This window comes from Alienimonas chondri, from assembly GCF_013036045.1.
Lineage (GTDB): Bacteria > Planctomycetota > Planctomycetia > Planctomycetales > Planctomycetaceae > Alienimonas > Alienimonas chondri.
The window spans coordinates 18,748-42,040 of sequence record NZ_WTPX01000026.1 but is presented as its reverse complement, the minus strand read 5'-3'; the positions used below and the strand labels follow the sequence as shown (position 1 = coordinate 42,040).

Here is a 23,293-nt window from a genome sequence, read left to right as displayed (position 1 = left end):
GGGTTTGGGGGCGGGACGTTCGGCGGCCCGTTCCGGCAAGTCGAGACGCGGGAGTCGGACACCGGCGAGCTTTTCGTGCAGGGCCGGCACGTCCTCGTGTTGATTTCGCCGGACCGGTCGAAGGTCTGGGGATGGTCGCAGAGTTCCGGCAAGATGACGCCGCTGCCGGTCGACGTGCCCGAGGAGGAACGCGGCAAGGTGCAGCCGATCGTCGGTCAGGACGTCGCGATGTTGGTCGTCGGCGGAACCGTCTACGCCTTTGGCGGCTCGTCCGGCAAATGGGGTTCGCATCCGGTCGGCGAACGCGACGCCGTGAATCACTTGGGCGTGCCGGTGGTCGGCACGACGGTCGCCGCGACTCGAACGGCGGACGGGGTCTACGCCTACAGCGGCGTGAGCGGCAAAGGCGGCCTGCACGAACTCGGCGAGGGGGAAGAGGCCGTCGCCCCCTCCGTCGGCATCGACTACGCGATGGTTCGCTCGCCGAAGAGCTTCGGCATGTTCAGCGCCGAGACCGGCACCTGGGGTTCGGTTCGCTATCCGCAGCCGCAGGGTGAGTCGGCGCCGGACAACGGCGGCGAAGAAGGCCCGGGCGAGCCGGATCAGCCGGCCGATTCCGATGCGGACCGTGGCTCGTCCAATGCCGAGGCGGACGAAGCAACGGAGTGACCCTCATCCGCTCGTCGCCGGCGCCTCAAGGCGTCCTGAAAAGCGGCGGCCCCCACCGCCTCTTCTGGTAGCCCGGACCGCGGACGATCCCAACCACTTCAAGATGAGCCACAAACTGAAACGGACGTCCCGCCAACGGCGGCAAGACCGGGAGCGACGGATCCGGCGCCGGCAGGGCCTCGTCGGGGACGGCGCTCTTCGTGAGCCCGTAGAATCCTCCCGTCTCGTACGCCACCAGTTCAATCGACTGACCGACCGCTTCCGACTCCGCCGACGGCTCTTCAATCCCAGAGGCCGCAAATGCGTCATCCGGCAGGTCGAATCGCGGCTCCGCTGCGGCCCAGGGCCGTTCGTTCACATGCGTAACAAGCACCGAGAAGCCACGCTGTTTATGCCTCCGCCGCAGGCGCCGGTACTCGACCGTCCCTGCCAGCAGCAGTTCCGTGCCCAGCGGGAACCCCAACCGTCCCGTGATCGGGCGGCACTTCAGGTCGTCTAGCGTGAGCGGCGGTGACTCTTCCTCTTCAGTCTGTGTCGCCAAACATGCAGCCGGGGCGGACACGGCTGTGATGGCGGCCCCGAGAAGTCTTCGACGGTGCATCGGTGGACGGTCTGAGAGAGCGGACTGGAAGGCGTCAGCTTACCCCACCAGCTTCTCGAAGAACTTGCCCTCGTTGATCGTCGGGCGTTCGGGGCGGCCCTTGTAGGGGTAGGTGAGGTCCAGCCGGTCCAGGCCCAGCAGGTGGAGGATGCTGGCGTGCAGGTCGTGGACGTGCAGGCGATCTTCGACGGCTCGCAAACCGAGCTCGTCGGTGGCTCCCAGCGTCTGACCGCCCTTCACGCCGCCGCCGGCCATCCACATCGTGAAGCCGGTCGGGTTGTGGTCGCGGCCGTTGCCCTGCTCGCTCATCGGGGTGCGGCCGAACTCGCCGCCCCACACGACCAGCGTGTCCTCCAATAATCCGCGGCGCTTCAAGTCCTTCAGCAACCCGGCGACCGGCTTGTCCATCGCCTTGCAGAGCTTGGAGTGGTTCGCCTCGATCCCGCTGTGGGCGTCCCACTTGGAGCCGGGGCCGTGGTAGAGCTGGATGAACCGCACGCCCCGCTCGGCGAGCCGGCGAGAGAGCAAGCAGAGCCGACCGAACGACGCCGTCTCCTTGTCGTCCATGCCGTAAAGCGCCTGCGTCTCGGCGGTCTCCTGCGAGAGATCGACCGCGCCCGGCGCCTCGGCCTGCATGCGGAACGCGAGTTCATAGCTGGCGATCCGGGCGTCGAGTTCCGTCTGCTCCGGATGAGCGGCGGCGAACTCGCGGTTCAGCTTGCCCAGCAGATCCAGCTTCCCCGACTGACGGGCGGCGCCGACGGACTCCGGCGTGGAGAGATTCGGGACCGGCTCGCCGACCTCCTTCAGCCGCACGCCCTGATGGACCGCGGGCATGAAGCCGGCGCTCCAGTTGCGAGGGCCGTTGACCACGCTGCTGCCGCCGTCCTGCATCACCACGAACGCGGGCAGATCCTTGTTCTCCGTGCCCAGCCCGTAGCTCACCCAACTGCCCAGGCTCGGGCGTCCGCCCAGCGGGCTGCAGGTGTTCATCTGGCACACGCCGGCGCTGTGGTTCACGCCGTCGGTATGACAGCTTCGCAGCACGGCGATGTCGTCCACGCAGGTGGCGGTGTGCGGCAACCAATCGCTGACCCAGGTGCCGGCCTCGCCGTGCTGCTTCCACTTGCGCTGGCTGGCCATCAACGGGGCGTGCGCCTCGCCCATCGCCAACGCGACCTTGCCGAAGCTCTCCGGCAACGGCTGCCCGGCCAGTCGGCTCAGTTCCGGCTTCGGATCGAAGGTGTCCATGTGGCTCGGCCCGCCCTCCATGAACAGGAAGATGACCGACTTCGCCCGCGGGACGTGATGCAACCCGGCGGGGCGGACCTCGGATGCGACGGCGGCGTCAGCCATCAATCCGGAGAGAGCCGTGGCCCCGAAGCCGGCCCCGCTGCGGGCAAGAAACTCCCGGCGGGTCTGCGGAACGGCGATGTGCGGCAGGCGATCGATCGACATGAGCGAGTTTCCGTGCGTGAGACGGCGAGAATGCGGGCGACTGGAGACGTCGGGCGGACGATTACTGGACGTAGAGGAACTCGCTGCTGTTCAGCAGCACATGGCAGAGGTCCGTCAACGCCTTGCGACGCGGATCGCCGGAATCGACCGCCGCACGGGAGGGCGTGAGGTTCAATCCCTCGCCCGGCTTGGCGGCCGCGGCATCCACGAAGGCGCCGGGGGTCGGCTCGAACGTCCAGTGGGCCAGCGTGGACGCGGTGGGCGATTCATCGGTGAACAGCGAGCTGGCGACGTCCAGCACGCCGCGCGACAGGCGGACGTCATCGATCAGCCCGTCGAACAGCCCCGACGGCTTCGTCCCCTGCCGACCGATCGCGACCGGCAACCGGTTCCCCGCCGTGGCGACGCCGTGCGGGCGTTCCGCCACGGAGAGCGGCGAATCGTTGTTCGAGAGATCCTTCAGATAGAAGGTCACCTTTCCGGGGCCGTCCGCCGTCGCGGGGGAGACCGCGGCGGCCGCGTAGTAGGGCGTGTTCAGGGCGACGTGCTGATCGCTGAACACCGCGGCTTCCTGCACCGATCCGCCGTTCGGGTCGGGTCCGAATATCTGGATCACCAAGGTCTGTGGCTTGCGACGGGACCCTTCGCCGGTCACCCCGAACGACCAACCGGGCGTGCCGTGGCTGCCGTTCCACTTGGAGACCAGCGTTCGCACCGAACCGGACGAATAGACGCTGCGCAATTGGAAGAACGCTTCGACGGTGAACCCGCCGTCCGCCAGCGGCTCGGCGAGTCGGGCGTCGTGCGGAGCGAACAGGTCCGCGGGATTTTTCTCGGTCGTCTCCACGGCCCGCCCTTCCCGCGTGGGGAAGTCGGCAAAGGCGAGCGCCGCTCCGTCCGGTTCGTTGCCCGTCGACGCCTCCGCGGCGGTGCGGTCCGCCTGTTCCCTCAGGAATCGCACGCTGGCGGCCAGTTCCCCGTCGGTCGGCTCACGTCCGAACACGGTCCGCCAGGCGGTCGCGGCGAGCTCCTCGTCGCTCCCCCCCGGCGCCTGTGCCGCGACGCGACCGGCGAGCGAGGCCGCGTGCTTCAACACGGCGTCGGAGTTAATCAGATACAGGCTTTGCAGCGGGCTGGTGGTGGTATCGCGGGTGGAGGCGCTGATGAAGAACTGCGGCAGATCGAACAGGTCCATCAGCGGTTCGCGGGAGTTCCGCTTCACCTCCAGATAAACGCTGCGGACCGGCGTGCTGTGCCCCGAACCGGGACCGCCGTCCTTCTCCTTCAGCGAACCGGTCACCGTCAACAGGGCGTCGCGGACCTGCTCCGCGGCGAGCCGGCGGACGTCGGCCCGCCAGTACCACTCGTTCCGGGGGTCGATCTCCGCGAGGGCCGCGGCATCCGGGTGCGAGGCCGACTGCCGGTACGCCGCGGAGGTGACGATCAACCGATGCAGCGGCTTGAGCCGCCAGCCTTCGTCGAGGAACCGGCAGACGAGCCAATTCAACAGCTCCGGGTGCGACGGCGGACCGCCCAGCCGACCGAAGTCGCTGCCGTTGGGAGCCAAGCCGCGGCCGAAGTGTCCCTGCCAGATGCGGTTGACGATCACCCGCGTGCTCAAGGGGTTCTCCGGGTCGGCGATCCAGTTCGCCAGCGCCGCCCGCCGGCCGGTGGTGCCTTCGCCGTTCACGCCGGGGAGATCCAACTCCGGAATCTCCATCGGTTCCTCCGCCAACAGCGCGATCTTGCCCGGCGGCACCACGGTCTTGCGCTTCGGAACGACCGTCGGCGGAGCGACGGCGTCCGCATCCGCGGCGACGCGGCCGGTCGGCAGCGGGGCGGGTTTGAGGTGGTCGAACTCCGCGATCTGCTTCCGCAGTTCGACCGCCCGGGGCTTCAGATCGGACGGGATCTTGCTGTCCAAACGGCTCCACTCGAATTCGACCTGATCCTGCACGAACCAGTACACCTGCCGCTGCTCGGCAGTCTTCTCCGCCTCGGGAACCCAGTAAATCGCCTGCACGTCCTCGGGGAACATCTCAACCGCTTTCTTGCGGGCCTGCTCCCGAGCCGGACCTTCGATCGCCTCCAGTTCCGCGCGCAGATCCGCGGTCGCGGCTTCCCACTCCTTCATCGCGGCGGCGTGGGCCGACTGCTCCTCCTCCGTGGCCAGCACGACCTGATCTCGGAACAGGATCGGCTCGAAGAACGCCCGCAGGCGGTAGTAGTCCGTCTGCGGCAGCGGATCGAACTTGTGGTCGTGGCAGCGCGCGCATTGCAGGCCGAGGCCGAGAAACACGTCCGCGGTGGCGTCCGTCAGCTCGTTCAGCATCAGCTCCCGTTGGCCGGGCGCCTCGCGGGAGTTGTATTCGTAGATCCCGTGTCGCAGATATCCGAGCGCCACCTGGGCGTCGATGTCGTTCGGGAACAGCTCGTCCGCGGCGAGCTGCTCCCTCACGAATCGATCGTACGGCTTGTCTTTATTGAGGCTGTCGATGACGTAATCCCGGTATCGCCAGGCGTCGGGGCGGACGAAGTCGGCACGGTAGCCGTCGGAATCGGCGTAGCGGACGAGGTCCAGCCAATGCCGGCCCCAGCGTTCGCCGTAGGCGTCGCTGGCCAGCAGGCGATCCACGAGGCGGTCGTAGGCGTCCGGCGAGTCGTCGGCCACGAAGGCGTCGGCGTCCGCGGCGCTTGGCGGCAGACCGGTGAGATCCTGCGAGAGGCGCCGGATCAGCGTGCGACGGTCGGCCTCCGGCGCCGGCGACAAACCGCGTTCCCGCATCGCCGCAAGCAGAAAACGGTCGATCTCGTTGTGGCCCCAGGCGGCCTCGCCACCGTCCTGAGAAACGTCCGCCTGAGGAACGTCCGGCACGGCCGGATCGACGACCGGTTGCAGCGCCCACCACGCGCGGTCTTCCTCGGTGAACTGCGGGCCGCGTTCACTGGCAGGGCGAACCGGCGGGGCGTCCTCCGCCCCCGGCCAGGGGGCGCCGAGTTCGATCCACCGCGTCAGCACGGCGATCTCCGCCGCCGGCAGCTTGCCGGAGGGCGGCATCTCGTAGGATTCGTAGTTCACTGCTTCGATCAACAGGCTCTCGGCCGGCTTCCCGCGTTCCAACGCCGGACCGGTGAACCCGCCGGCGAGGATGTGGCCCATCGAATCCAGTCGCAGCTCGCCCTCCTGCTTCTCCTCGCCGTGACACTCGAAGCAACGCTTTGCCAGCAGCGGACGGACCTCGTTCTCAAAGAACTTGGCCTTCGCCGCGTCCAATTCGTCCGGCTCCGCCGCCTGCCCGGCCGGCGGGGCGAGGAGCGTCAAAGCGCCGGCCGCGATGAAGCAGGCGGACGGGAGGCAAACCAATAGGCGAGCGAACCGCGTCACGGCGTGTCCCTGTCAGGAGTGTGTTGTGAGGAAGTGCGGCCCGACGAATCGGTCGGCAGGCCGACGATCACGGTCGGGTCGAGGAATTTCGGGTCGTCGCGGGCGTCTTGAATGAACAGTTCACCCACGGTCTCCCCCGGTCCGTAGCCGAGGTCGGACAGATCGATCGCCACCGCATTCGCGGTGAACCGCAGCGACGGGACGAGCCGCGGAGCCTCCGCATCGAGCGCGACGCCGTCAGCGGCGGAGGTTGAAACGGGTCCGGCCGGCTTTGGCAGAATGAACGGGGCGACGACCGCGGTCCCGGGGTCGCCCAACGTCAGATCGAACCGCCGCACGGTGTGCGAGCGCAGCCCCGGGCGGAACGTCGCGGGAGAGAGGTGAAAGGCGTCTCCGTCCGGGACGTCCGTCACCGATTGAATGTCGAACAGCACGAGGTCCGGCCCCGGCCCGTTCGTCACCGGCGAGTCGAATCGCACCGCCAGACCCGGTGTGCCGTCAGGACCGTCGAGAACTGGATCGGCGGAGAGCGGTTCGCTCGCCCCGCCGGGGTTGATGAAGCCGGCGTTCAACACGAACGGTCGCGACAGCCATTTACCCAGCGAGCCGGTCGCGTCCGTCGGCACGGCATAGGGATACCCGCCGGCGGGGGCGTGGAAGGCGACGACGGCCGCGGGGATGAGAGCCGCAGCGCCGTAGGACCGCACCCGCCCGTCGCGCTGTACCGTCAGCCCCTTCAACACGGTGGCGCCGTCTGGTTCGTCCCTGGCGACGTAGGAAACGACGCGATCGGGCAGCGACTCCCGGTAGGCCTGGGGATCGAAGACGAGCGGGCCGTGGCCGGACAGTCGGTCGGCCTGCCCGCCTTCCAGCAGACTGACCACGCCGTCGCCGTTTGATGCGTCGTGCTCCAACGTGGCGGCGCCCTCGACGACGTGCACCTCGGTGCCGCCGTCGGCCTCGCCGTCGCGTACCCGCACGGCGAAGCGGGTGCCGAGGTCCACGACCCGGCCGTCCGGCGTATCCACGCGGAACCCCTCCGCCCCGTCGGGGGCGTGCACGCTGCATCGCCCGGCCCGCAGGATCAGGCGATCGGCGGCGGCGATCTCGAAAACCGCCGGCCCTTCCAGCACCGCCTCGGCGCCGGATGCGAACCGCAACTTCACCCACCCGCCCAGCAGCGCCTGTTCCCGACCGACCGGCGCCGCTTCCCCCACGGCGGGCACTGCGCCGCCGAACAGGTCCGCCCCGGCGCTCGCCGCCCAAACCGCCGCGGGCGGCGTGGAAACGGGCGTTGCGGAGAAGTTCGGGGAGCCGGCTTCCTCCTGCAATCCAAAGACTACCCACCCGCCAAGCAGACAGAGCATCACCGCCGTGTGAGCCGCAACTGCCGGCCACACCCAAGCACGACGGCGATCCGTGGGCGGGGCGAACACCGTCGGCGGTTCGGTTTCGCCGACCTGAAACTCCCCGGCGCCCGGCAGATCGGCCCCGACCCAAGCCAGCGACGCCTCCTGATCGGCGAGTTCGACGTACCGCTGCCGCAACGCCGGCGACGCCAACACCGCCGCTTCCAACCGGGCGACTTGATCCGCGGTCGCGACGCCGTCGAAGACCGCATCGCAGAGGACGTTGAACTCTTCATGACCGGGCGCCGGACCGGCGATCGGGGCGTGCGTGTTCGGTTCAGACAAGACCCACCCCCGATCCGCGCGGCGAACCGAGGCCGGCGAGCTTGCGAGTGACGCACTCGTGCAGCGTCTGCCGCACGCGGGAGAGCATCCGCAGCACCGCATCGGGTCGCTTGCCCAGTCGATCCGCCAGCGCCTCGGTCGTGCCCTCGCCGAGATACCGGTGACGGACGAGTTCGCGGTGGTGATCGGGGAGGCGATCGAGGCAACTCGCCAATGCCGCCCGGCGTTCCTCCAGGCGGTCGGCCTCGCGGGTCAGTTCCTCGTCGACGGCGGACAGGAACGCATCGCTGAACACCAACCGATCCCGCCCGCGCTTCGTGCGGTAGGCCCTCACCTGATTGAACGCGACGCGGCAGCTCCACGCGGTGAAGTTCGTGCCGGGTTCAAATCGCTCGAACTCCCGCCAGAGAACGAGGTTCGTCTCCTGCAGGACGTCCTCCGCCGCAGCCCGATCAGCCATCAACCCCATCAGATACAGGAATAACTGCCGCTGGGCCCCGCCGAGGAGGCGGGCGAACTCGTTCATCTGCGCCCGATCGACCGCCGCTTGGACGGGCGGACCGTCGGCGGGGACATCGGCGGCAGAGGAACGATCGGACATGCGGCGGGGGATGGATAGAACGGCGAGACGGAGACTCAGAGCGGATGCCGTCCGATTCGGACACGCAAATTTCGATGGGAGGCGAAATCATCGTAAGTCGCCGGGCGACCGGATGCAGCAGCGCTCAGATGAAGCTTGGAGCGATGCGGTAGCTACACATGCGGACGCTCTGATGTATGTTGAAGGCTATCCCATTCACCGCTCTGTCATCGAGGCGTCGACCGCCGTGCCGTTCTCTGCCGCCCTGCTGGCCGCCGCTTTACTGACTCCGTCCGCCGCCCCCGCCGCCGGGGACGCGCCGCCCGACGTGCTCTGGGATTGGACGCATTCGTCCCACGGGACCGCGCTCGGCGTCGCGGCGACGGGCGAATTCGTGGCGCCAATCGCTGGGACGCTGGAGAACACCGCGGAGGTCAGCCCGGAGAACCCGCCGCGGCTCTCCCCCGGCGCCGACGGCTTCCTGCGGGTCCGCGACACCGGCCCCGGCAGCCTGTTGACGATCGACGAGGGCGAGGCGTTTTCCGTCACCGCGACGCTGTTCCCCGAAGCGTTGGAGCAGGGACGATACGGACACATCCTCTGCAAGGGCCGCACCGGCGCCGCGGGGCGGCCGCCGAACAATCAGAATTACGCCCTGCGACTTCAGGGAAAAGACGGCAGCGCGGCGCTCTCCTTCCTGTTCGCCGATCGAGCCGGAGAGTTCCACCGCTGGACCTCCGAAGGCGTGATCCCCTGCGACGGCCGTGCCCACCGCATCGCCTTCACCTACACCTTCGGCAAGCCGGATAGTCTGCGGGCGTTCCTCAACGGAACGGAGACGGCGGGCGTCTGGGACTTGGGCGGCGCCACCGACAAGGCCCCGGTGACGGACGACGACGACCTGTGGATCGGCTCCGCGATGGGCGGCAGCGCCGGGAGCACCTTCAAGGGAGCGATCGGCCCGTTGCGGCTCGTTCGGGGGGTGTTGTCCGAGGAGGAACTGACGGCCCGCCCGCCGATCCTGGCCTCTCGTCCGCCGCTTCGCGCCCCCGCCGGTCGGGTGTCAGTCGAAGTGGTCACCGGCGTCCCGGGCAACGCGAGGGCGTGGAACTTCCCCCTGCCCGGCCGGTCGCCCGATCACTACGTCCAAGAGGCGTTCGGCTTCCCGCAGGTCGCTCATGCGTACGGTCCGACCGGCGTGCGAGAAGATCGCGGGGCCGCGTTCGTCGTACGTACCCGCGGCCGCACGACGCTGCCGGCAGGCGATTGGGAACTGTTGGTCCGCAGCCGTAGCGGGGCACGCGTGTTTTTCGACGGCGATGAGGTCGCGACCGTTCGCTTCTTCACGCGCAGTTCCAGCGCCCACCAGCCCATGTACCCGCCGAGCAAACTGACCGCTCCCGGTCTGCGGAGCCTGCGGCCGGGCGATGCCGAGACCACCCACCGCTTCACCGCCGACGGCGAGCCGATCGCCGTGCGGGCGGAGTTCTACGCGGGCGGAAACGGTCGGCGGCGGGAGACCGGCGAGGCCGGCCTATTCGTCCGTCCGGCGCCCGCCGAAGGCGAGGCTGGCGAACCGTTCCGCCTGCTGCTCCCCAGCGTCGACGACGGTTCACCTTTCGGCCCGGCGCTGACCGACGGCGAATGGGTCGCCTTTACGGAGGAGTACGCCGAAACCATGCGGCAGCTCGATCAGACCCGCCGCCGGGCCGCCTCCGCGGGGGAAACCGCTCGTTGGAACGCACGGCACGACTTCACCCGCGACGCCTACACGCCCCGCGCCGACGTCCCCGAGCCGACGCAGGGGCTGCCGGAGAACAACGCGATCGACCGCTTCATCAACGCGACGCTGGCCGCCGAGGACGTGCGGCCGCAGCCGGAGGCGGACGACGCCGTCTTCCTCCGCCGGGCGGCGCTGGACATCGTCGGCCGCATCCCGACCACGGAAGAGATCGACCGGTTCTTGGCCGATCCCGCGGACGAACGCCGGACGAACGCCGTTGATCGCTATCTGGCGGACGACCTCGGTTGGGCGGACGGCTGGGTCGGCGTGTGGCAGGACGTGCTCGCGGAGAACCCGACGATCGTCAATCCGACGCTGAACAATACTGGTCCGTTCCGCGCGTGGCTGCACGAAGCCTTCTACGACAGCCTTCCCGCGGACCGCTTCGCCACGGAGCTGATCCGCATGAAGGGTTCGCGGTACAGCGGCGGGCTGGGCGGATTCGAATTGGCGAGCCAGAACGACGCCCCGTTCGCCGCCAAGGCGCATGTGCTGGGGCAGGCGTTTCTGGCGACCGACATGACCTGCGCCCGCTGTCACGACGCTCCCAGCCGGCCGTTCCTGCAGAAGGATCTGTTCGGCATCGCGGCGATGCTGAAACGCTCCCCGCAGACGGTGCCCGCCGGCAGCAGCCTCCCGCCGGATCTGGTGGCCGACGCGGCGGTCGAGGTGACGCTCAAGCCCGGCGAGTCCGTCGCCCCGGCGTTCACCCTCGAAGGCCTGCGGGACGGCGACCCGGCCCCGGAATTGATCGACCTGTTCAAGGCGGAAAAGGACACCCGCGAACGCCTCGCCCTGCTGGTGACGGACTACCAAAACCGTCGGTTTGCGGAGGTGATGGTCAACCGGCTGTGGACCCGCTACCTCGGCCGCGGAATCGTCGACACGCCGCACGACTGGAGCTTCGGCGAACCCTCCCACCCGGAGCTGCTCGCCTATCTGGCGGACGAGTTGGTTCTGTCCGGCTACGACCTGAAGCACGTGACCCGGCTGATTCTGAACTCGCACGTCTACGGACGGCAAATCGCCGAGGAGTACGCGGAACGCGCCCTGTTCGCCGGGCCGACGCGCCAGCGGATGACGGCGGAGCAACTGGTCGACAGCCTGTTCTCGGCCAGCGGGAAACGCCTGAAGGCCGGGCTGGTGACGATCGACGCCGACGGCGCCCGCAACGAGAAACAGGGCCAGAACTTCGGCCGTCCGCGGCGGGCTTGGGAGTTCGTCAGCCTGTCCACCGACCGTGACCGCGAGAGCCTGACGGTGCCGCGGGCCGAACCGTTCGTGGAACTGCTGAGCGCCTTCGGTTGGCGGGGTTCGCGGCCGGACCCGCGAAACGTTCGCGACGACAGCCCGGACGTCACCCAGCCGGCGTTGCTGGAGAACGGCGTGCTGGGAGAACGGTTTACCCGTCTGTCCGAGGACAGCCGCTTCACCGAGTTCGCCCTCGCGGCCGATTCGCCGGAAGCGCTGGCGGAGCGCACCGTCCGGGCGATCTTCACCCGCCCCCCGACCGACCACGAGGCCTCCCTGTTCAAGGAACTGCTGTCTGAAGGGTGGAATGAACGGACGACCGGCGAACCGGCGAACCCGCCGCACTTCTTGCCGAACCCGGGCGTCACCTGGACGAACCAGTTCCTTTCGGAGGCGGCTAACCGCCAGATCGAGTTGCGGAGGAAGGTCGAAGCCGGCGATCCGCCCACCGCCCGGCTGACCGACGACTGGCGGGAACGCTACGAAGACCTGCTGTGGGCGCTGCTGAACAGCCCGGAGTTCCCCTTCGTGCCGTGACGGCCGCACGTCGCTCCCCGTCCTGACCGCTCGCCGCGTGAGGGACGCCCCCGAACATCTCTCCCCGCCGACCAAGATGTCCCTCACCCGTCGCTCCCTGCTGACTTCCGCCGCCGCCGCGAGCGCCGCGGCGACGCTCCCCCGCGGCCTGATGCGAACCGCGCGGGCGGAAGACGCGGCCGCCGCCCTGCCCGCTGGGAAGGCGGAGCATTGCATCGTCCTCTGGCTGGGCGGCGGAGCCTGTCAGATCGACACGTTCGACCCGAAACGGGTCGGCGACCCCAAGACGCGCAAGCAGGGTTCGGCGTACCCCGCGATCCCGACGGCGATTCCCGGGGTGGAGTTCTGCGAACACCTGCCGATGCTCGCCGATCGGGCGGATCGGTTGGCGGTAATTCGCTCCACGAACCACGACGTGATCGACGAGCACGCCCGGGCCGTCAACCGCATGCACACCGGCCGGAACACCACCGGCACGGTCGTCTACCCGTCGATCGGCAGCGTGATGGCGTCCGAGTTAGGTGCCGCGGGCGACAACGTGCCGGCCTACATGCTGATCGGGATGCCCTCCGTCAGCCGCGGCCCGGGCTTCCTCGGCCCGTCCGCGAACTTCGTGTATCTGACGGACACCAGCCGCGGTCCCTCCGGCCTGACCGTCCCCGGCAACCTGCCGGCGGAGCGTCGGGCGCGGCGGGAACGGCTGCTCGGCCGAATCCGCGAGGATGCGCTGGGCCGCACTCCCGAGGGCGCCGACGCGATTCGAGCCTACGACGAAACGATCGCCGAAGCGCTGCGACTGGCCGGGCCGGAGTTCGCCCAGATCTTCGACGCCTCCGACGAACCGGCCGACCTGCGGAACGCCTACGGCTCCGAGTTCGGCCAGCGCTGCCTGCTGGCCCGCCGACTGGTGCAGCGGGGCGTGCGGTTCGTCGAAGTCTCCCACAATATCGCCTTCACCAACGGCACCGGCTGGGACACGCACAACGAGGGCCAGGCGATGCAGCACCTGCTCATCCGGGAGCTCGACGTCGCCCTCGCCGCCCTGACGGACGATCTCGCAGCTCAGGGCCTGCTGGACAAGACGCTGGTCGTCGTCGCCACGGAGTTCGGCCGTCCCGCCGGGTTTGACGGCGGCGGCGGCCGCGGTCACCACGGCAAGAGCTTCACCTCCGTCCTCGCGGGCGGCGGACTGAACCTCGGCAGGGCCGTCGGCGAAACGGACGAATTGGGCATGTCGATCGTCGCCGACCCCGTCAGCGTGCCGGACCTGCACGCGACGATCTACCACGCCATGGGCATCGACCCGCATCTGGAGTTGTACGCCGGCGAACGCCCCGTGCCCGTCACCGACGGCGGCCACGCAGTCCGCGCGTTGTTCGTCTAAGACGAACACTCGCGACATTGGCAGCCCGAGGCGCAAGCCGAGGTTGTGCAACGTTGGGACGTCGTCTGGCCTCGGCTCGCGCCTCGGGCTGCCGAGGGTTCGCCGCGGCCGGTCAGATGATGTCCGCGAAGGTGCGTTCCGTGCGGGTGAAGTACATCGTCCCGCCGGCTAACAACAGCGCGGTCGCCGCGGCGGACAGGCCGACGTAGCCCCAATCCGGCGGCTCGGCTCCCAGCACGCTCCAGCGGACGCCCTCGATCGCCCCGGCCATCGGGTTAAGGAAGTAAACGGCCCGCCATTGCTCCGGGATTTTCGTCACCGGATAAATGATCGGGCAGAGGTACATGCCCGCCTGAAGCATGAACGGAACCGCGTACTTCACGTCGCGGTACTTCACGTTCAACGCCGTCAGCCACAGTCCGCAGGCGAGGGCCGCCGTCGCGGCGAGTAGCAGGAACGCCGGCAGTGCGAGGATTTCGAGCCCTGGCAGGATCCGATAGACGGCCAGCGCGATGACGAGCAGCACGAGTTGGATCGCCAGATCGACCGCCGCCACGCCGAGGTTCGACAGCGGCAACACGATCCGCGGGAAATAGACCTTCGTCAGCATGTCTTGGGCACCCACCACGCTCTCCGTCGTGCCGGCGAGGGCGGCGGCGAAGAACATCCACGGCAGCAGGCCGCAGAAGGAGAACAGCGCGTAGGAGATGCCCGCAGGCAGATCGTCCTCCAACCCCACCGCCTTGCCGAAGATCACGGTGAAGATCCCGACGCTGGTCACGGGCCGCACCAGCGCCCAGCCCAGCCCCAGCACGCTTTGCCGGTAACGAGCCGCGACGTTCCGGCTCGTCAATAAGACCAGCAGATCGCGATACCGCCAAATCTCCGAGAAGTCCGGCACCGGCCACCCGCCCGGCGGACGAATTACGGTCCGGGGGGAAGCCGGCGACGCGGCGGGAGAGGTCGCCGGACCGGCGTCAGCCGCGGCGACCGGCGTGGAGGTGGCGTTCGTCATGGTGCAATGCGGGATCCCGGCCGGGCCGGGTGAGACGGCTTCCGTTTGGCGGGAACGTAGACCGCCGTCCGCCCCGCTGAAAGCCCGAGTGCCGTCGGCGTCGACCGGCGTCGTGAGCGGTTCAACCCGCGGGCGACGTTCCGTTGGCATGAACCGCGACCTCGCCTCGCCCCTCGCGCTGTACGCGAAAGCCGGGCTGTTCGTCGCGCTCGGCACGCTGGCCGGCGGATTGCTGATCGCTCGGGAGACTTCTTGGACGACCGCGGCGCTGCTGGCTCTGTGCGTGTGGGCGTTCTGCCGCGCGTATTACTTCGCCTTCTACGTCGTCGAGAGATACGTCGATCCGGGGTACCGCTTCGCGGGGCTTTGGGATTTCGGTCGCTATTTGCTGCGACGTAGGCGATGAGCGGTCGATGCGCCGCGTCGATCCGTCGCCCGTGCATGCAATGGAGAGAATCGGACAGGTACACTGCGATCGATCGTATGTTCGCCCGCCGCAGCCGCCGCCGACGCGTGATGAAGCGTCCCGCTCGTCAGCGGGGCGTGGCGTGGGTGACGTTGCTGGCGATGATCGTTTGCCAACTGCCGGCGCCGATCCCCGTGCCCGCCGCGGCCGTCGGAGAGAACGGGAAGGATCGTTCGGAACTCTATCCCTGCCGGGATCGGCCGTGCGGCTGCGCCTCGGCGAGCGCCTGTTGGACCGGGTGTTGCTGCTTCACGAACGCTCAAAAAGTCGCGTGGGCGAAGGCGAACGGGGTGAGCATCCCCGCATTCGTCCATGACGCCGCAAAGCGTGAGGCGGCCGCCGAGAGCGCCGCTCCGGCCGGCAAGTCCTGCTGCGGGACGACGAAGCCTCAAAACGAGTCAAAGCCGGCGCCGAAGGCGAGTTGCTGCGGGACGAAGAGGGGGGGCTGCGACTCGGACGCGGACGTCGACGACGACGCTCCGCCCGCCCCGTTGGGTTGGATGGCTCAGAAGTGCCGCGGCGAGATCGCGGCCTGCGGCGCCCTGCCCTGGGCACTGCGGCCGATCCTGTTTGACGGCGAACTGCCGGCGCCGATCGAGTGGGAACGGCCGCGGTCCGTCTGCGTCGCCACGCTGGACGCCGAACCGCCGACGCCGCCGCCCCGATTGCTGCTTGCGGCCTCCGCTCTCTAACGCGGCCCCGAGGCCGACGCGTGCGCGTCGGCGCGATGCGGGGTCGCACCCCACCTCTCTCGCGATTCGCGTTGCGGTCCGTCGGACACGGGCGCGCTCGCGGTTCGCCCCGCCCCACTCAATTCGTGCGCACTCACAACCGACCTTTTCCCGCCCCCGTCCGCCGCGTCCCTCAACGGTTTCAAAATCGAACCGGGTTCACGTTAATCGAGCTGCTGGTGGTGATCGCCGTTATCGCGATCCTGGTGTCGCTATTGCTGCCCGCGGTGCAGCAGGCCCGCGAAGCCGCCCGCACCGCGCAGTGCAAGAATAATCTCAAGCAGATCGCGTTGGCGCTGCACAATTATGAATCAACGCACCGTTCGCTTCCGATCGGCTACAACGGCCATACCGAACCGACCGCGAACAAGCAGTACTATTGGAGCGCCTTCGCCTACACGCTGCCGTACCTGGATCAGGCGAACGTGCGAAACGCCTTAAATACGGATCTCACGCTTTATGAACCCGGCTTCGGCGGATCGCCGCTGAGGGCGGAACACTTCCCCACGATCGGGACGATGATCCCGACCTTCCTCTGCCCCTCGGGCGAAGGCCGCCGCGTGGCCGGCACGGACGGCGACGTCACCACCGCCCCGACGAACTATGCGCCGTGCACAGGCTCCGGCCTGAACCGACCGGGCCAGGACGACGACGGCGCCCACGACGAGCGCGCCGACGGAATGTTCAATTCCCTCGTCCCTCGTTCCCTCGCGCACTGCCGCGACGGGCTGACCAATACCGCCCTGCTGAGCGAACGGACTCTCGGGGCGGGCGGCGTAGACGAAACGACCGGCGGCGAGACTCCGCCGGATCCCAAACTCTATATGGCGCTCGTGGTTCCGCTGACGGAGGTGACGGAATCGAACTGTTTGGCGCCCGCGACGACTCCGCCGACGGTTCCCGGCGGGACGAATCGATTCGTCGCCGCTCGTGGGCGGATATGGGCGGGCCAGGGGTATGAAAACACCCAATACAACCACGCGTTGCTTCCGAACGACTCGCGGTTCGACTGTTTTTTCTGGGTGAATCGGGGGATGTCCGCGGCGCGGTCGTATCACGCCGGCGGGGTGAATCTCGCTTTGGGCGACGGCAGCGTGCGATTCGTCTCCGAGACCGTCAACGCGGACACCTGGCGGGCCGCCGGCAGCGCGAAGGGCGGCGAAGTTCCAAACGAACCTCTCTGACGAAAGGTTGTTCGTCCGTCACTCCCCCGGGCCGAACGCGAGCGTTCGGCCCGGGTTCCCTATCATTTGTTTCTCCGCCCCCCGCCAGACCGACCGATGCTCGCCGCTCCGCTGTTGCTCGCCGCTCTCTCGCTCACGCCCCTGCCGCTTGAGCCGCGGCCGATCGGCCCAGCGGACACGGTCGACGCTCCGCCCTCGTCCTGGCCGGCGTTTCTCGGTCAGGGGGCGCCGGAGATCCCGCCGGAGGCGATTCCCGTCGAGTGGACGCCGGAGTCCCCCGCCTGGGTCGCCGAGCTGCCGGGGCACGGGCAGAGCTCGCCGGTCGTGTGGCGGGACCGGGCGTTCGTGACGGCGGTCTCCGGGAAGGAGAAGGAATCGTTGCACGTGCTCGGCGTCGATCTGAAGTCCGGCAAAACGCTGTGGAACCGGCGGACGGACAGCTCCGACCCCGTCGAAAACAGCCTGTACGTCTCCCGCGCCGCGCCGACGCCCTGCGTCGACGAGGACGCCCTGTACGCCTTCTTTGAAAGCGGCGACCTCTACGCCCTCGATCACGACGGCGAGTTTCTCTGGCACCTGTCGCTGTGGTCGAAGTTCGGGCGATTTGAGAACACGTTCGGGCTGGGTTCCTCCCCCTGCCAAACGGCGGACACGCTGTTCATCCTGAAGGACGACGCCGACGGCCCCTCCATCCTCATCGCGATCCGCAAGGCGGACGGCGGCGTCCTCTGGACGGCGGATCGCGGCGAGAATCGTAAAAGTTGGTCCTCCCCGGCGATCGTGTCCGTCGACGGAGTGCCGCAGGTGGTCGTCTCCTCCGACGGCGCCGTGCAGGGGTACGATCCTGCCACCGGCGAAGAGTTGTGGACGCTGGATGACGTCGGCGGCAATACCGCCGTCACGCCGCTGTCGTATCCTGGTGAAGACGGAGCGGACGGACGGTTTCTCATCGGCGCCAGCGCCGGCCGCGGCGGAGAGAACACGGACGCGGCCCGCATCTCGAACGGCGCCGTGCAGGTGACGAAGACCGAAGACGGCTATGTCGCGGAGAAGCTGTGGACGGACGGCGATCTGTCCGTCAGCTGGGCCTCGCCGATCGTGCACGACGGACGGGCCTACTGGGTGAACCGGCAGGGCGTGCTGTACTGCCTGAACGCGGAGACGGGCGAGCAATTGTACGCCGCGCGCACGCCCTCCGGCTCTTGCTGGGCGACGCCGCTGGGCGTGGGCGACCGCGTCTATCTGTTCGGCAAAGACGGCGTGACGGCCACGGTGTCGGCGGGCGACGAGTACAAGCTGCTCGCCGAGAGCCGGCTGTGGAAAGAAGGTGCCACCGAGCCGGACCCGGACCTCGCCCAAGAGGCTGACCCGCAACGCCGGGCTGCGTCCTCGATGTTCGCCGGCATCACCCAGTACGGCGTCGCCGCGGACCCGGGCGGCCTGCTGATCCGCACTGGCGGCCGGCTGTTCCGGCTGACGGCAAATGAGTGAGGCGGACGCGACCGCCGATTCCCCCGTCTGGTCCCGCGTGTGATCCACGCCGCGGACGTCGTCGTTAGACTCCGCCCGTGACCGACGACGCCTCCCCCGCCGATCCGACCGTTCCCGCCCCCAGGGAGCCGAACCCGCCGCCCGCGGAGGCGCCGTCGTCTCCGCCCAAGAAGGCGAAACGCGGCTCGCGGATGAATCTTGCCCGGGTCATCAGCCTCGGCGTGCTGTGCGGGCTGATCGCGTTTTTGGGGGTGACGTTCTACCGGGTCGTCGCCCCCTTCCTGCTGCCGCTGTTTCTGGCGGCGGTCGTGGCCGTGCTCTGCCGGCCGTGGTACATGCGGCTGCGTCGTCGGCTACAACGTCGCGGCCGATTGGCGGCGGCCGTGGTGACGACGGCGATGCTGGGGCTGATCCTGCTGCCCATCACGCTCGCGACGATCGCGGCCGGCAGTTATCTGATCGAACTGGCGGATACGGCCAAATTGAAGGTCCGCGAACTGGAACAGATCGCCGGCCGGGAGGACGCCGACTATCGCACACTGCTCGCGGCGGACGCGCGGAAGGCGTTGAAGCTCGAACCGCCGGCGGAAGGCGAACGCGACCTCGTGGCCTCGGCCGCACGTCTGTTGCCGGCGGAGTTCGGCGAGTTGAAAGCCGCCGTGTTGCAGGGCGGCAAAGACTTGCCGTCTGCGGCCGGCGTGGGTGTCGCCGCAGGCGTGCTGGGCAACGCGGTCGAACTGATCGTCGCCTTGGCGATGTTCGGCGTCGGGCTGTACTACTTCCTCTGCGACGGCCCGGCGTTACTGAAGGGGGCGCGCGAACTCGTTCCGGTTCAAACCGAGTACCAACAGGCGCTGCTCGACCGGTTCGACACCGTGCTGCGGGCGGTGGTGCTCAGCACGTTCCTCACCGCCGCGGCGCAGGGAATCGTGACGGCGCTCGCCATTCAGTTCTGCGGTTTGGGCCACTTCGTCGCCTTCGCCGTCGCGGGAACGCTGGCGAGCCTCATCCCCCTCGCCGGCACCTGGCTGGTCTGGGGGCCGTGCGTCGTCTGGTTGTACCTGCACGATCGCCCGATTGCGGCGACGTTCCTGCTGCTGTTCGGCTCGATCGTGGTGGGCACGATGGACAACCTGATTCGCACCCTGATTCTCAATAAAGACGCCAAGCTCCACCCGTTGCTGGCCTTCGTCTGCGTGCTGGGCGGATTGAAGGTGATGGGGGTCTGGGGCGTGTTCGTCGGCCCGGTGGTCGCGGCCTGTCTGCACACGCTGTTGGAGATCTTCAACAGCGAACTGCGAGAGTTCTCCCGCGAGCGATTCGATCCGACCATCGCCGCCCGGGTGAGCGCCCGCCGTCTGCCCGAAGCGACGCACCCGCCGCTGCGCTCCGATCCGCCGGCCGCCGAGCCTCCGTTGACCGCCCCGGCCGCGGCGACGTAAACCCCGGGCGCCGCCGGTCCGCCGGCTCACGCACCGCTGGGGTTGGGGGAGGTCTGCCGTGTCGTCGCCGCCTGTCTCTTCGACCCGGCTGCCCTGCGCCGCATGGGCCGGCCCGTTGCGCTCGGCGCTGGAAGCCGCGTGCGGGGGAACCGCGGAGGAAGCGGCCCGGGGCGTCGCGCTGGGGTTCTGGTTCGGTCTGCTGCCCAAGGAGAACGCCACCACCTGCGTGTTGGGATTGGCGATCGCCGTGACCCGTTTGAACCTCGCCGCCGCGGCGTGGGCGGCGCTGGTCGCCGCGGCGCTCGTCCCGTTGCTGGACCCGTTTCTGCACCGGTTCGGCCTCGCCCTGCTGACGGCCGAGCCGTTGCACGGCACCTTCGCGGCGTTGCTCGCCCTGCCCGGCGGGGCGTGGTCGGGGTGGGACAACACGGTGACAATCGCGGCCCTGCTGGGCGGCGCTCTCGCGGCCTGGCCGCTGCATCGCGGGACGCTCGCGGCGCATCGGGCCTGGGCGGCGCCGATCGCCGCGTGGTGGACGAACACCCGCTTCGGTCGACCGTCGGGCGCGGTCCCGGCCGCCGGTCGCCTCATGGGGGAGTCGCCATGAGCACGCCGTCTTCCCCCCCCGTGCCGCTGCTCAATCGCCGTAATCTGTTGACCCGCGTCCTGCTGGCGGCGGGGCTGTGGGCGTTTCTGGCGTTCGGCTTCGATCCCCTGCTCCGCACCGCCGCGGTGGATTCCCTGAGCCGCGCGACCGGCGTGCAGCCGGACCTGGCCGCGGTGCGAACCGGCCTGTTTCCCCCCCGCCTCGACGTCCGAGGATTCGCCCTGCCGGCCGCGGATCAGCCGGGGCGCAACCTGCTCGCGTTCGAGCGGTTCACCGCGGATCTCGATGCGAACGAACTGCTCCGCGGCCGCTCGCACGTCACCGCCGGCTCGCTGACCGGGCTGACGTTCGGATCCTCCCGCGCGCATCCCGCGGATCGGGGCGACTCCTTGCCGGGTTTGCTGCTCGCGGCGTCGGACCTGATGCCGATCTGCGACGGATTGCGGGACGGCCGCGGCGCGTTGGGGACGCTTTCGGACCTCCTCGCCGACGCCCCGCAGACCGAGGCGTCGGAAACCGTGCGTCTCGCCCGACAATTGCGGGGGGAGTGGGCGGATCGGCTGGACGACCTGACCGCCCGCGGCGCGGCGCTCGACCGGCGATCCGCGGCGCTCTCCGACCGCCTCAATGCGGCCGAACGGGAGCCGAGCGGGCTCGCTCGCCTGCAAGTCGTCGCGGACGTGACGACCGACGCCGCGGCGCTGGAAGCAGACGCGGATCGATTGCGGAGCGTGCTGCCCGCCCTCGCTGCCCGGGCCGGTGAGGATCGCATCGCCCTCGCCGCCGCGAGGGCTCGCGACGCGGCCCGCCTGCGGACCCTCCCCGAGACTGCGACCATGGACTCCGACGCCGCTTCGCGGGCGTTGCTCGGGCCGGCGCTCTCCCAGCGGCTCGCCGCGACGTTGGCGCTCACCCGCTGGATGCGGGGACGCCTCACGGAGCCGGACACGCACCTCCTCGCCCGGCCGCCGCGTCGCGGCATGCGCATTCCCTTCCCGGCGACCGCCCCGCGGCCGAACGTGCTGCTGGAGAACCTCGCCGTCACCGGTTCGCTGCCGACGTCCGCCGGCCCGATCCCGTTCGCCGGCACGCTGACCGGCCTCACCGACGCCCCCGCCCTGTACGGCTCGCCCATCGCCGGTTCGTTCACCGCCCTCGCCGATCCGCGGGCCGTCCAGGGACCGCGATTCAGACTCTCCTTCACCCACGACGCCTCCGTCGGGGAGCCGGTGACGCACGTCGATCTGCGGGTCGACGCCACGGTTCCCGATGGGGCGAATGCGATCGTGGAATCCGTGCCGATTCCGATCGTCGGACCGACAGACGATGAACCGGCCTCCTTGAGTTGGACCGCACGCCTCCGGCTGACCGGCCGCGGCGCCGACACGGCGTTGGACGGCGCCGTCGATCTGCGGCTCGCCGGTCGATTGGGCCGGGGTGGAAACGATGGGGGCCGCGGCGCCCTGGCGAACGCGGTGAATCAAGCGGCGGCGGAGTTGGGGGGCCTCAGCGGTTCGCTACGACTGTCCGGTCTCGCGTCGCGGCCGGACTGGCGACTGGAGACGGACGACGGACCGCGATTGATCGCCGCCCTTGAACTTGAAGCGGAGCGAACGGTCGCCGACCAGGCGAAGGCGGCGCTCGCCGAGGCCGACGCGGCTGAAGCCCGGTTCCTTGCAGACCTGTCCGAACGATGGGGCGAAGCGACCGACGGGCTACACCGCGTCGCGACGCTCGCCGAGCGGCTGGACGGCGGGCGCGGCCGGATTGAACGCACGGCCGCCCGCATGCCGGCCGATCGCCGGCCACCCGGCCGCCAGCCGGCCGATCTTGATCCGGCCAACCGGGAGACTGACGATGGCGGACGCGCGCGACGCCGGCGCCTCCCCGTTTGCTCCGGCTCTGCGCGGACCGGGCACGACGGCCGTCACCGACCGCGGCCCGGCGCCGCTGGTGGAGATCCCGGAGAACGCCGCCGCCCTCGCCGCGGTGCGGGCGCTGGCCGACTTCGTCCCACCGCGGGACGGAGAGTCCCCGGACGCCCTGCCACCCGGTCCGCGGCTCTATCTGCACGGTCCCGCGGGGTGCGGGAAGACTCGATTGATCGACGAACTCCTGCGTCTGGATCGCGCGACCGGCGGCGCCCGCACCGCGGTCGAGCGAAAAGCGGCCGGCGTCGTACGGTTCACCGGCGCCGGACTCGCCGCGGCGCTGGACGAAGCGCTCGTCGGCGGCTTCCCCGGGCCGCTGCGGGAGGATCTGCTGGAGGCAAGATTGCTGATCGTCGAGGATCTCGCCGGGGTGCGTGCGAAGCCGAAGACTCAGGATCTGTTGATCGCCGCGTTGGACGCCGTCGAGCGATCCGGCGGACGGGCGGCGCTCACCGGGCCGTGCCTGCCGGGCGAACTCCCGGCTGTCTCCCCTCGACTCATCGACCGTCTCCGCGGGGGAGTCTGCGCGAGCGTCGCGACTCCCGCGAGGGAGTCTGCGAGCGAGTTACTCCGCCGGTTCGCGGAACATCGGCGAGCGAGGGCGACTCCGGCCGCCCTGCGAACGTTGACCGCCGACCTCGCCGGAACCTCCGTGCGGGAGCTGGAATCGATCGCGGACCGGATGGGCGAATTGGCCCGCGCCGCGGGGACGAGCGGTTGGACGGCGGAGATCGCCGCGGCGCTCGCGGCTGGCCGAGCGGATGCCGTCGCGGACGTTCCGCCGCTGTCGCTGGGAACCGTGAGCCGGGCGGTCGCGGGGCGGTTCGGCCTGTCGGTCGATCAATTGCGACGCCCGGGGCGCAGCGCGACGGTCGTCCCGGCCCGCCAAGCGGGGATGGCGTTGTGTCGTGAGTTGACCGGCGAGTCGCTCGCCGCCGTCGCCAAGCACTTCGGCCGCAGCGATCACGGCACCGTCATGTACGCTCTTAAGCGATTCGAAGAACGCGAGAAGAAGGACGCCGCATTCCGCGGCCATGTCGCCGCCGTGCGTCGGGAGCTGCGGAGACGTTCGCCGCTCTCCTGA

16 protein-coding genes are annotated in these 23,293 nt (G+C 69.4%); 10 read left to right on the top strand and 6 right to left on the bottom strand.

The window, feature by feature from the left end; all coding sequences use genetic code 11:
• A partial coding sequence (locus LzC2_RS06080) for a hypothetical protein (RefSeq protein WP_171184834.1) occupies positions 1-669 on the top strand: 669 nt, incomplete at its 5' end.
• A 25-nt stretch (positions 670-694) separates the two neighbouring features.
• On the opposite strand, the gene LzC2_RS06075 is transcribed toward LzC2_RS06080, so the two are convergent.
• From LzC2_RS06075 to LzC2_RS06055, 5 genes are all read right to left on the bottom strand, one after another.
• A complete protein-coding gene (locus LzC2_RS06075; RefSeq protein ID WP_171184832.1) occupies positions 695-1,132 on the bottom strand; it encodes a hypothetical protein in 438 nt (145 codons plus the stop codon).
• A 177-nt stretch (positions 1,133-1,309) separates the two neighbouring features.
• Positions 1,310-2,728, bottom strand: coding sequence for a DUF1501 domain-containing protein (locus LzC2_RS06070; RefSeq protein ID WP_171184829.1), 1,419 nt, complete (start codon positions 2,726-2,728; stop codon positions 1,310-1,312).
• Positions 2,729-2,789: 61 nt separating this feature from the next.
• Complete coding sequence (locus LzC2_RS06065) at positions 2,790-6,113, bottom strand: DUF1549 domain-containing protein (RefSeq protein ID WP_171184827.1); 3,324 nt, start codon at positions 6,111-6,113, stop codon at positions 2,790-2,792.
• Complete coding sequence (locus tag LzC2_RS06060; RefSeq protein WP_171184825.1) at positions 6,110-7,807, bottom strand: FecR family protein; 1,698 nt, start codon at positions 7,805-7,807, stop codon at positions 6,110-6,112. The genes LzC2_RS06065 and LzC2_RS06060 overlap by 4 nt, the downstream gene beginning before the upstream one ends.
• A complete protein-coding gene (locus tag LzC2_RS06055; RefSeq protein ID WP_171184823.1) occupies positions 7,800-8,408 on the bottom strand; it encodes a sigma-70 family RNA polymerase sigma factor in 609 nt (202 codons plus the stop codon). The genes LzC2_RS06060 and LzC2_RS06055 overlap by 8 nt, the downstream gene beginning before the upstream one ends.
• Positions 8,409-8,634: 226 nt before the next feature.
• On the opposite strand from LzC2_RS06055, the gene LzC2_RS06050 reads away from it, so the two are divergent.
• On the top strand, positions 8,635-11,958 hold the full coding sequence (locus LzC2_RS06050) for a DUF1553 domain-containing protein (protein WP_171184821.1): 3,324 nt from the start codon (positions 8,635-8,637) through the stop codon (positions 11,956-11,958).
• Positions 11,959-12,034: 76 nt separating this feature from the next.
• Positions 12,035-13,342, top strand: coding sequence for a DUF1501 domain-containing protein (locus LzC2_RS06045; RefSeq protein ID WP_171184837.1), 1,308 nt, complete (start codon positions 12,035-12,037; stop codon positions 13,340-13,342).
• Positions 13,343-13,454: 112 nt separating this feature from the next.
• On the opposite strand, the gene LzC2_RS06040 is transcribed toward LzC2_RS06045, so the two are convergent.
• Entirely contained in the window at positions 13,455-14,357 is a 903-nt protein-coding gene (locus LzC2_RS06040; protein ID WP_171184819.1) for an ABC transporter permease, read from the bottom strand.
• A 148-nt stretch (positions 14,358-14,505) separates the two neighbouring features.
• Between LzC2_RS06040 and LzC2_RS06035 the strand changes: the two genes are divergently transcribed.
• The 7 genes from LzC2_RS06035 (at position 14,506) to LzC2_RS06005 (ending at position 23,293) form a co-directional block, all read left to right on the top strand.
• A complete protein-coding gene (locus LzC2_RS06035; protein WP_171184817.1) occupies positions 14,506-14,763 on the top strand; it encodes a hypothetical protein in 258 nt (85 codons plus the stop codon).
• 77 nt (positions 14,764-14,840) lie between these two features.
• Entirely contained in the window at positions 14,841-15,515 is a 675-nt protein-coding gene (locus LzC2_RS06030; protein ID WP_171184815.1) for a hypothetical protein, read from the top strand.
• A 125-nt stretch (positions 15,516-15,640) separates the two neighbouring features.
• Positions 15,641-16,738 (top strand): DUF1559 family PulG-like putative transporter, encoded by a 1,098-nt coding sequence (locus tag LzC2_RS06025; RefSeq protein ID WP_414636410.1) that lies wholly within the window; start codon positions 15,641-15,643, stop codon positions 16,736-16,738.
• Between the two features lie 96 nt (positions 16,739-16,834).
• Positions 16,835-18,229, top strand: a complete 1,395-nt coding sequence (locus LzC2_RS06020; RefSeq protein ID WP_171184813.1) for an outer membrane protein assembly factor BamB family protein — start codon at positions 16,835-16,837, stop codon at positions 18,227-18,229.
• Positions 18,230-18,306: 77 nt separating this feature from the next.
• Complete coding sequence (locus tag LzC2_RS06015; protein WP_171184811.1) at positions 18,307-19,671, top strand: AI-2E family transporter; 1,365 nt, start codon at positions 18,307-18,309, stop codon at positions 19,669-19,671.
• A 58-nt stretch (positions 19,672-19,729) separates the two neighbouring features.
• The gene (locus LzC2_RS06010; RefSeq protein ID WP_171184808.1) at positions 19,730-20,278 is read left to right on the top strand and encodes a DUF2062 domain-containing protein; all 549 of its coding nucleotides are present in this window, start codon (positions 19,730-19,732) and stop codon (positions 20,276-20,278) included.
• A 1,857-nt stretch (positions 20,279-22,135) separates the two neighbouring features.
• Positions 22,136-23,293: a helix-turn-helix domain-containing protein gene (locus tag LzC2_RS06005; protein WP_171184806.1), complete on the top strand. Its 1,158-nt coding sequence runs from the start codon at positions 22,136-22,138 to the stop codon at positions 23,291-23,293.